The sequence below is a fragment of the candidate division TA06 bacterium genome (genome assembly GCA_016208585.1).
GTDB lineage: Bacteria > Edwardsbacteria > AC1 > AC1 > EtOH8 > UBA5202.
The window spans coordinates 1-7,730 of sequence record JACQXR010000156.1 but is presented as its reverse complement, the minus strand read 5'-3'; the positions used below and the strand labels follow the sequence as shown (position 1 = coordinate 7,730).

The 7,730-nt window shown below is 50.8% G+C and carries 14 protein-coding genes; all 14 read right to left on the bottom strand.

The features are described 5' to 3' along the window. Positions 1–573 precede the first annotated feature (573 nt). On the bottom strand, positions 574–711 hold the full coding sequence (locus HY768_11230; GenBank protein ID MBI4727771.1) for a hypothetical protein: 138 nt from the start codon (positions 709–711) through the stop codon (positions 574–576). Positions 712–719: 8 nt separating this feature from the next. Then, positions 720–947 carry a type II toxin-antitoxin system HicA family toxin gene (locus HY768_11225; GenBank protein ID MBI4727770.1) on the bottom strand — a complete coding sequence of 76 codons (228 nt, stop codon included), beginning with the start codon at positions 945–947 and terminating at the stop codon, positions 720–722. Continuing rightward, complete coding sequence (locus HY768_11220; GenBank protein ID MBI4727769.1) at positions 944–1,147, bottom strand: type II toxin-antitoxin system HicB family antitoxin; 204 nt, start codon at positions 1,145–1,147, stop codon at positions 944–946. Before HY768_11220 ends, HY768_11225 begins: the two co-directional genes overlap by 4 nt. Before the next feature lie 677 nt (positions 1,148–1,824). Further along, the gene (locus HY768_11215; GenBank protein ID MBI4727768.1) at positions 1,825–2,025 is read right to left on the bottom strand and encodes a DUF2283 domain-containing protein; all 201 of its coding nucleotides are present in this window, start codon (positions 2,023–2,025) and stop codon (positions 1,825–1,827) included. Positions 2,026–2,263: 238 nt separating this feature from the next. Then, positions 2,264–3,451, bottom strand: coding sequence for a nickel-dependent hydrogenase large subunit (locus tag HY768_11210; protein ID MBI4727767.1), 1,188 nt, complete (start codon positions 3,449–3,451; stop codon positions 2,264–2,266). Then, on the bottom strand, positions 3,451–3,912 hold the full coding sequence (locus HY768_11205; GenBank protein MBI4727766.1) for an NADH-quinone oxidoreductase subunit C: 462 nt from the start codon (positions 3,910–3,912) through the stop codon (positions 3,451–3,453). The genes HY768_11210 and HY768_11205 overlap by 1 nt, the downstream gene beginning before the upstream one ends. 62 nt (positions 3,913–3,974) lie before the next feature. Further along, positions 3,975–4,406, bottom strand: a complete 432-nt coding sequence (locus HY768_11200; GenBank protein MBI4727765.1) for an NADH-quinone oxidoreductase subunit B family protein — start codon at positions 4,404–4,406, stop codon at positions 3,975–3,977. 146 nt (positions 4,407–4,552) lie between these two features. Further along, entirely contained in the window at positions 4,553–4,897 is a 345-nt protein-coding gene (locus HY768_11195; protein ID MBI4727764.1) for a hypothetical protein, read from the bottom strand. A 158-nt stretch (positions 4,898–5,055) separates the two neighbouring features. Then, the gene (locus tag HY768_11190; GenBank protein MBI4727763.1) at positions 5,056–5,286 is read right to left on the bottom strand and encodes a hypothetical protein; all 231 of its coding nucleotides are present in this window, start codon (positions 5,284–5,286) and stop codon (positions 5,056–5,058) included. Then, a complete protein-coding gene (locus HY768_11185; GenBank protein ID MBI4727762.1) occupies positions 5,287–5,550 on the bottom strand; it encodes a hypothetical protein in 264 nt (87 codons plus the stop codon). A gap of 1 nt (position 5,551) precedes the next feature. Continuing rightward, a complete protein-coding gene (locus HY768_11180; protein ID MBI4727761.1) occupies positions 5,552–5,851 on the bottom strand; it encodes an NADH-quinone oxidoreductase subunit K in 300 nt (99 codons plus the stop codon). Continuing rightward, positions 5,845–6,381: an NADH-quinone oxidoreductase subunit J gene (locus HY768_11175; GenBank protein ID MBI4727760.1), complete on the bottom strand. Its 537-nt coding sequence runs from the start codon at positions 6,379–6,381 to the stop codon at positions 5,845–5,847. The genes HY768_11180 and HY768_11175 overlap by 7 nt, the downstream gene beginning before the upstream one ends. Positions 6,382–6,439: 58 nt before the next feature. After that, a complete protein-coding gene (locus HY768_11170) occupies positions 6,440–6,739 on the bottom strand; it encodes a DUF86 domain-containing protein (GenBank protein ID MBI4727759.1) in 300 nt (99 codons plus the stop codon). Between the two features lie 41 nt (positions 6,740–6,780). Next, positions 6,781–7,089, bottom strand: coding sequence for a nucleotidyltransferase family protein (locus HY768_11165; GenBank protein ID MBI4727758.1), 309 nt, complete (start codon positions 7,087–7,089; stop codon positions 6,781–6,783). Positions 7,090–7,730 lie beyond the last annotated feature (641 nt).

Sequence of the window (7,730 nt, the reverse complement as noted above, 5' to 3'; positions counted from 1 at the left end):
GCGTATGGTTTGAGAGACGAGGAATACTTACGGTTGAAGGTACTGACCTGCACGCTTCCTCCCCTGTAAGTAGCCCAAAATCACCTAAAATCACCCACACTCATTGGAGAAGACCCGAGAATCTAAACTCAACCCCTTCCCCCCTGCGGCGGACAGGTGCTTCCCCTTCTCTTACCTCATATTAGTCCTCATTTACCCAAGAGAAGGGGATAGAGGGGATGAGTTCCAAAGTAGCCCCGTCGCTTTCTGATCCTCGGCCCACAACCACGCTGTGATTGCTTCCTTGATATTCTCCAAAGCCTCCGCTTCGTCTTTTCCTTGAGAGACGCAACCGGGAAGAGCCGGACATTCGGCTACAATCCAACCATCTTCAGCCGGTACAAGGGTAACATGGAATATCATATTCATTGCCTCCTGGGCTAAATTGATCCGGAACGCCAGCCTTCGTGCCGGACACGATACAAAAGTTTCGAAACAACCGCGTTTCCGCTATAATTTGATCCCGCGTTTGCCGGCCTGTCCGCCGCAGTCCGCCTATATTTGTGTCATATGGCGGACGAAGGAGGATATAATTCAATTCCATGCTGCCTTAATGTCTCCCAGTCCATCGCCTGCTCTTAAGCCGCGCTTGACGCCGGTAACGATGGCCATCCGGTCGGTGCAGGACAGGCAGGGGTCGATGGCCGCCATCACGATGGGAATATCGGCCACATAGCCGCCTACAGCAGTTTTAGAAATTGCTCCACCTCCAAATGGGCTTGTTTTAGAATGTGGGAAAGCGTCGAACGTTTGACCGATTGGTGCGCCGGTATCGTTAATTTCAATACTTCGTCGTCTGCATGTTTTTGAAGCCTGATATGGCTGCCCCTCTGGCGCACCACAATCCATCCGTCCCTTTGCAGCGCATGAATGATCTTGGCATACGGAAGGTTGGGAACCTTGGTCACAACGCCAACTCCTGCACTAAAGCGCCATCTTTAACGATCCAATCATCCTCCACGGGTTCAAGATAGAGTTCTATCGCTTCCCGTATGTTCGCCATAGCCTCTTCCAGCGTTTCGCCTTCGCTGATGCAGCCGGGAAGCGACGGGACAAAGGCGGTGTAACCGCCTTCCTCGCTGGGTTCCAATACCACTTTGAACTTCATTTTCCCCTGTCTTTTATAGGGCTTCGTCTATTTCCTGCAACTACAGCTTTATTCCGCGTTTGCGGCCTGCTTTCCCCGCCCAGGCGGTGGTCCGCCGAAGCCTTATCGAAAGTGGAAGCTTTAGCATAGCCGGGATCACAGCAACTCCAAAAATTGTTCCACGGTAATTCCCGCATTCCGTATCAAAGCCCGCAGCGTTCCTATTGACAACTCTTTATGCTGCGGTATTGAAAGATTTTGATTATCCCATCTCTTTATAAAATAATACAAGAGCTTTAGAGAACCTAAACTCAACCCCTTCCCTCCTGCGGCGGGCAGGTGCTTCCCCTTCTCTTACCTCATATTAGTCCTCATTTACCCAAGAGAAGGGGATAGAGGGGATGAGTTCCAAAGTAGCCCCGTCGCCTTTTGATCCTCGGCCCACAACCACGCCGTAATGGCCTCTTTGATATTTTCCAAAGCCTCCGCTTCGTCTTTTCCTTGAGAGACGCAACCGGGAAGAGCCGGGCATTCGGCTACAATCCAACCATCTTCAGCCGGTACAAGGGTAACATGGAATATCATATGCATTGCCTCCTGGGCTAAATTGACCCGGAACGCCGGCCTTCGTGCCGGACACGATACATCGGCGATCACCGCCATCCGGCCGGTGCAGGTAAGGCAATCGGTTCCTATTCCTATGCCGCAATAAATTCAATGCTCTTGGCCATCTCGGACGATACCCGCTGGCTGACCCGGAGGATTTCCAGCCCTATTACGTTGCCCTTGACATCGTAATCCAGAATGATCCCCGGTTGTATTTCCTCGGATTCAACGACGGCGCTCTCATCCAGCCGGAAGTAAAGCGCGTCGTTTTTTTGATCCATCCTGAGCTTCATACCATCCTCCCCAGTCGTCTATCAAAAAACATGGGTTACTATTCAGCCACAAAAAGCACAGAGAACACAAAATAAACCCGTTTAACGTTATTACGTAGTAACGTTTTTGCGCTTATTTATTTTATGTGCTTTCTGTGGCCAAATTCGGGAAAAGATGGTGCAAGTATGGTTCGGCAAGCCTGACCTGAATATAACCGAAAGGATCGCCACAAGTGGCTGAATAGTTACCATGGGATTATTACAGCTTGATCCCGCGTTTGCGGTAGAAATCTATCCCGTACTGGCGCAGGGTCTCCCAGTTCCAGACCTTCTCGTTGCCCTTGGGATCGGTTATGACGGCCATCCGGTCGGTGCAGGACAGGCAGGGATCGATGGCCGCCATCACGATCGGGATATCGGCCACAAAACCGCCCCGCAGCATGTACAAGGTGGAAGGCCAGTTGGCCAGGGTCGGGGCCCGGATCTTTACCCGGTCCGGCTTGTCGGTGCCGTTGGCGCGGATATAGTGGATGTCCTCGCCCCGCTGGGCCTCCACCCGGCTCACTGTCTCGCCCTCGGGCGCCTTGCGGGGGGCCTTGACCCGGAAGTCTCCGGCCGGCAGGTTTTTTAAAATGAATTCGCAGATATCATAAGATTCCATCAATTCCTTGGCCCTCACCACCACCCGGGCCAGCACGTCGCAGCCGTTGTCGGTAACGATGTTGAAGGGGATGAATTCGCCAAACCCGGCATAGGGATCATCCTGGCGGACATCAAAGGCCACACCGGAGGCCCTGGTGGTCGGTCCGACCGCATTAAGCTCCAAGGCTTTTTCTTTGGGCAGTTTCCCCACTCCGGCAATCCTAACCACCAGTGTCGGTTCCGAGGCGCCCAGGTTCAGGTAATACGGGGTCCGGGCCTTTAGGGCGGCTATGCCTTCCAGCAATTTCTTGATCTGCATCTCGTCCAGATCGCGGCGCACCCCGCCGAAGGTCTGCATCCCGTAGTTGACCCGGTTACCGGAGATCATCTCCAGCATATCCTGGACTATTTCGCGGTCACGCCAGGTGTACATGAAGAAGGTGTCGAAGCCCACCTCGTGCCCGGCCACCCCCAGCCAGAGAAGATGGGAATGCACCCGCTCCAGCTCGCCCATCAGGCAGCGGATGAACAGGCCGCGCTTGGGGGGCTCCAGCCCCATCAGCTTTTCCACCCCCTGGGCAAAGCAGGTCATGTGGGCGTTGGAGCAGATGCCGCAGACCCGTTCCAGCAAATATAGATTCTGGACATAGGTCCGGCTCTCGGCGCCTTTTTCGATTCCCCGGTGATTATAGCCCAGGCGGAGATCGGCGTCCACCACGGTCTCGCCGTCCACCAGAAAGCGGAAAGAGGTCGGTTCCTTCAAGGCCGGATGTTGCGGCCCCACCGGCAAAACAAATGTGCCCATTATTCTATCGCTCCTTTCTCCCGGTTATACTGCCAATCCTTGCGCAGCGGGAAAACGTTGGAGGGCCAGTCCTCGGGCAGCACTAATGGACGCAGGTCGGGGTGCCCCTCGATGCCGATGCCCATAAGGTCGTGAACCTCCCTTTCGTAAAAAACGGCCCCAGGATAAACCGGAATCACGGTGGGAAATAGGGGATGCTGGCGGTCGGTCTGGGCCCTTACGGTCAGCACCATACCGGACTGGGCCAGGTGATACAAGGCCTCTAATTTGTCTCCGGTATCCCGCGCGGTGATGGTGGAGATGTGATAGAACCCGGCCTCTTCCTTGGCCGTCCGGCAGGCTTCCGCCAGGTTATCCTTGTCCACCCAGAGGAACATCCTCCTGGGAGCCGGCGTAGTAAGCTCCTTGATCTTGGATCCCAGGCCGTCCTCTAATATTTTTTTGATCTCTTCGGCGGTCATTTTCTCTCCTGTATTCTGTATACGGTATACTGTATCCAGTATCCGGTAATTGTTTTTTTGGATCAGCCTTTTTTAAGAGCGCCTAAAAGTTTGGCTACTCCGTCTATCACCGCATCGGGGCGCACCGCGCAGCCGGGGATATAGGCGTTGACCGGGATTACCTTGTCCACCCCTTCCAGCACGCTGTAGCAGCCCCGAAAAACGTTGCCGGAGCAAGCGCAGGCGCCCACCGCCACCACGAACTTGGGCTCGGGCATTTGTTCGTAGATCCTCTTTAAGCGGGCGGCCTGTTGGCGGGTCACCGCTCCGGTGCACACCAGCACATCGGCGTGCCTGGGCGTGGCCTTAAGCAGCGCCCCGAAGCGCTCCAGGTCAAAGCGCGGCATCAGGGCGGCCAGCACTTCGATGTCGCAGCCGTTGCAGGCCCCGCTGTTGAAATGGAGCAACCAGGGCGAGGAGACCCGGGACCATTTGACGAGTTTTTCTAAAGCCATAACTATTCCTTTAAATTCTAAATTCAAAATCCGAAATTCGAAACAATCTCTAAACCCAAAACACTGCTGCTAAAAACGGCGCCTGATTTTGTTTATTTGCAATCGGGCATTGGTATTTGTTTCGTATTTCGATATTGGCTTTGGATTTATTTGAGGAGCAATGCCACCACCGAAAGCGTGATCATCAAAAGATACACTATCCCCAGCAGGGCGTAGGCCAGGCTGCCCCCGGGGATGGTGGCTATCACCAGGGCCGCCACGTGCATCATGGTGAAGAACAGGGCGGCGTAGAAGAAAAGCTTGTAACCCACCTGGACCTTCTTGGCCGGAAAATCCTCGCCGCAGGCGTACTGGGCCAGCTTGGCGCCCTGGTCTTTGAGCTTGGGGGCCAGCACGTCGCCCATCCGGTAGATCAAATAAGAAATGGCGAGGAAGGCAAAGAAGCCCACAAAAGGCGTCAGGATTATGTTCCACTGGTTTAGTAAAGTCATGGTTTATCTGCCTAACTTTTTGTTTTAGTTTGTATTATTATTCTTTCATTAGGTGGATCTAATAAAATACCGAATTGTTGCATCAAATACGCTCCAATAACTACCTCGTCACTTAATTCATCCATCACTAGAAACGGCGGTTCAGGAATAGTGATATTTCAAATTGTCAACCATTTGAACCTTATCCTATCGCCTGCAACCAAGTTGCTGTTCGCTGTAATTGTAAGCTGTACACCCTCATATACATCATATCCTATTCCTTCTATATCGTCGCCATCCAGTAGTTTTCTTCGTATATAATTTCCTCCGGCGCCACTATCAAATAATGCCTCGACTTCTTTGCTTTTATTGGTGCCGAGTATAGTTATTTTTTGGTAAATATAACCCATTCAGAACTTCCAGAGCAACCCTTTCTGGAACTCAACTACATCACCAGTATTGGCATTGATGCCAAACAATGCTGAAGAAATAAATTTAAGGGTTGATCTTTCGTCTGCCTTTTCTTTAAATTCAACATTTACTTTCCATAAATTTGTTTTGTCTTCAAGTTTGGCAAAGGTAACGGTAAAATCAATTATACCAAGAGCTGTTTTCAAATGTTCCGCTACTTTCGCCTTCACCTCGCTAAATGTCAGTTTCTGCTCATCCATCATGTTACCCTTTCAATCTGGTTAGATTGCGGATGTCCAGGCTGCCGGTGTTCTTGTAAACATTGATCACCAGGGCTAAAGCCACCGCCACGATGGAGACCTCGATCACGATGAAGGTAATCACCACGCTCTGGGAGACGAAGTTTTCGCCCCGGGCCCAGCCGGCCACGATGAAGGACAGCACCGCCGACTTGGCCATGATCTCCAGCCCAATCAGAAGCTTGATCAGGTTGCGGCTGGTGAGCAGGCAATAGAGCCCGATGAAGAACAGCAGGCCGACGAAGATGTAATAAGTGACTACCATAATTTCTCCTTTCCGCCGTCTTTGGCGATGACGGCCTCTTCCTTCTGTTTGGCGGTCAAAGGCTTCTCCCGCAGCAGGGCCAGCACCCCGAACACCCCGCCGAAGATCGCCGCGATCTGGCCCAGGATGTCCAGCGAGCGGACGCCCCAGAGGGTGGCCCCGAAACTGGCTTCGGGATTGCCGAAACCCTGGGGCGTGCCGGCAAAAAGGGACTGCATCACTTTGATGTCGATCAGGCCGAACACCACCAGGGCCAGGGGAAAGACGTAGGCCGGCCAGCGGGCCTCTTTGGCCTGCTCCTCTTCCTTGGTCAGGGCTATCACCGAGACGAACAGCACCGTGATCAGGCCGGCCACCACCGAGAGCTCAAACACCGCGGCGTAAGGAGAATTCAGACGGTACAGCAGCACCGCCAGCAGGGCGCTCATGAAGGCCAGCGAGATGGCCGCTTTAAGCAGATCCTTTAGGAACACCGCGGCGCAGGCCAGGCCGGTCAGAACTACAAGCAATGTCAAATTTATTGCATCCATGATATCTCCAAAATATTTTTGATGTTATGAACGTAATAGCTTGAGATGTTTAACGGGTTCATTTCTTTAGTCCCTTTAACATTTTTCCAAACAAAGGCTTTAATGGAGGCATTTCTTCCTTCACGGTTTTCCATACTCTTTTTAGATCAACTCCAAAATAGGCGTGAATAAGCTTGTCTCTCATCCCGGCCAAGCTTTTCCAAGGGATCGCGGGATGTTCTTTCCTCGCATCCTCGGGTATGTTTTTAACAGCTTCGCCGATAATTTCAATGGCCCTAATTACTGCAAATACTGTCTTATCATCGCCGATGAATTTTTCAAATTTCATGCCTTGGGTAAATTCGACACTTTTATCCATAGCGTCAATCACATCCTGAAGGTAATCGCCAATCTCTCTATTCACGGATAGATGACCTCTTTTAATATCCGCCTTCCTATTCTTGGTTTCAATGCGGGTTTTTCCACGAGATCCACTTTGACGCCAAAGATGCCGCTTAAATAGTTTTCGATCTCCACGAATTTTAACAGTCCGATGTCAACGCTAGGGTCAAATTCCACTAATATGTCAAGATCGCTATTATTCCCGGCTTCGCGCCTCAGATAAGAGCCGAAAATGCCGATATTCTTGATTCCGTACCTCGCTCTCAATCCCCGTTGATGCTCTTTAAGTACGTTCTTTATTTCTGCAAGAGTTTTTTTACCTTTCATACCGCAACCTATATGATGTTTTGCCCTCATTTCCTAAATATTAAAGTTACGAAATTCCGAAGGTACGCTATATTATTCTTTGCCTGTGACGCCAAAATAATAACATAAACCTACTTTTGCATAAGTTATTCCAACGACTGCCGCCATTTTCAATTTCCATTCATCTTCATAAGCGCCATAACTGCTTTCACTATCCACCGGTGATCCGTTCCCATCCTCTTTCAGAAGAAGATAAAGCTATACGAAAGCCAGATTCTCCAATGACACTAAATGTAGGGTTGAAGTGATATTCGCCTCCAAAACCTGTAGTAAAATACCAGAATCCTAAAACATTTTGAATTTGTTTCTTTAAACCTGAATCCAATTCCCCGTACGTAGACGAGGTCGACATAACGGTCCCATCATTGTTATAATATGTATACTGCGACGATGAATTACCATTGACGGCAGCCAAACATTTTGTAACTGAAATTGGCTTTGTTGCGCAAAGATTGTAAAGATCAGCATCCCCTGATAAATCGATGATTAGACAGCAACCTTATATGACACCGGCATACCTATTTGAGCCAGGCGGTTGAGAATGGCACATCCAATTCTGACTTCGGTTTTTTGATTGTCAAGTTTACGGGCCTTCAACCTGT

Excerpts from the sequence above, each read along its gene's own strand:
- HY768_11185 (MBI4727762.1), bottom strand. The coding sequence starts at position 5,550 with ATGATGGATGAGCAGAAACTGACATTTAGCGAGGTGAAGGCGAAAGTA.
- HY768_11195 (MBI4727764.1), bottom strand. The coding sequence starts at position 4,897 with ATGACTTTACTAAACCAGTGGAACATAATCCTGACGCCTTTTGTGGGC.
- HY768_11175 (MBI4727760.1), bottom strand. The coding sequence starts at position 6,381 with ATGGATGCAATAAATTTGACATTGCTTGTAGTTCTGACCGGCCTGGCC.
- HY768_11170 (MBI4727759.1), bottom strand. The coding sequence starts at position 6,739 with ATGGATAAAAGTGTCGAATTTACCCAAGGCATGAAATTTGAAAAATTC.
- HY768_11200 (MBI4727765.1), bottom strand. The coding sequence starts at position 4,406 with ATGGCTTTAGAAAAACTCGTCAAATGGTCCCGGGTCTCCTCGCCCTGG.
- HY768_11165 (MBI4727758.1), bottom strand. The coding sequence starts at position 7,089 with ATGAAAGGTAAAAAAACTCTTGCAGAAATAAAGAACGTACTTAAAGAG.
- HY768_11205 (MBI4727766.1), bottom strand. The coding sequence starts at position 3,912 with ATGACCGCCGAAGAGATCAAAAAAATATTAGAGGACGGCCTGGGATCC.
- HY768_11210 (MBI4727767.1), bottom strand. The coding sequence starts at position 3,451 with ATGGGCACATTTGTTTTGCCGGTGGGGCCGCAACATCCGGCCTTGAAG.
- HY768_11215 (MBI4727768.1), bottom strand. The coding sequence starts at position 2,025 with ATGAAGCTCAGGATGGATCAAAAAAACGACGCGCTTTACTTCCGGCTG.
- HY768_11220 (MBI4727769.1), bottom strand. The coding sequence starts at position 1,147 with ATGAAGTTCAAAGTGGTATTGGAACCCAGCGAGGAAGGCGGTTACACC.
- HY768_11180 (MBI4727761.1), bottom strand. The coding sequence starts at position 5,851 with ATGGTAGTCACTTATTACATCTTCGTCGGCCTGCTGTTCTTCATCGGG.
- HY768_11190 (MBI4727763.1), bottom strand. The coding sequence starts at position 5,286 with ATGGGTTATATTTACCAAAAAATAACTATACTCGGCACCAATAAAAGC.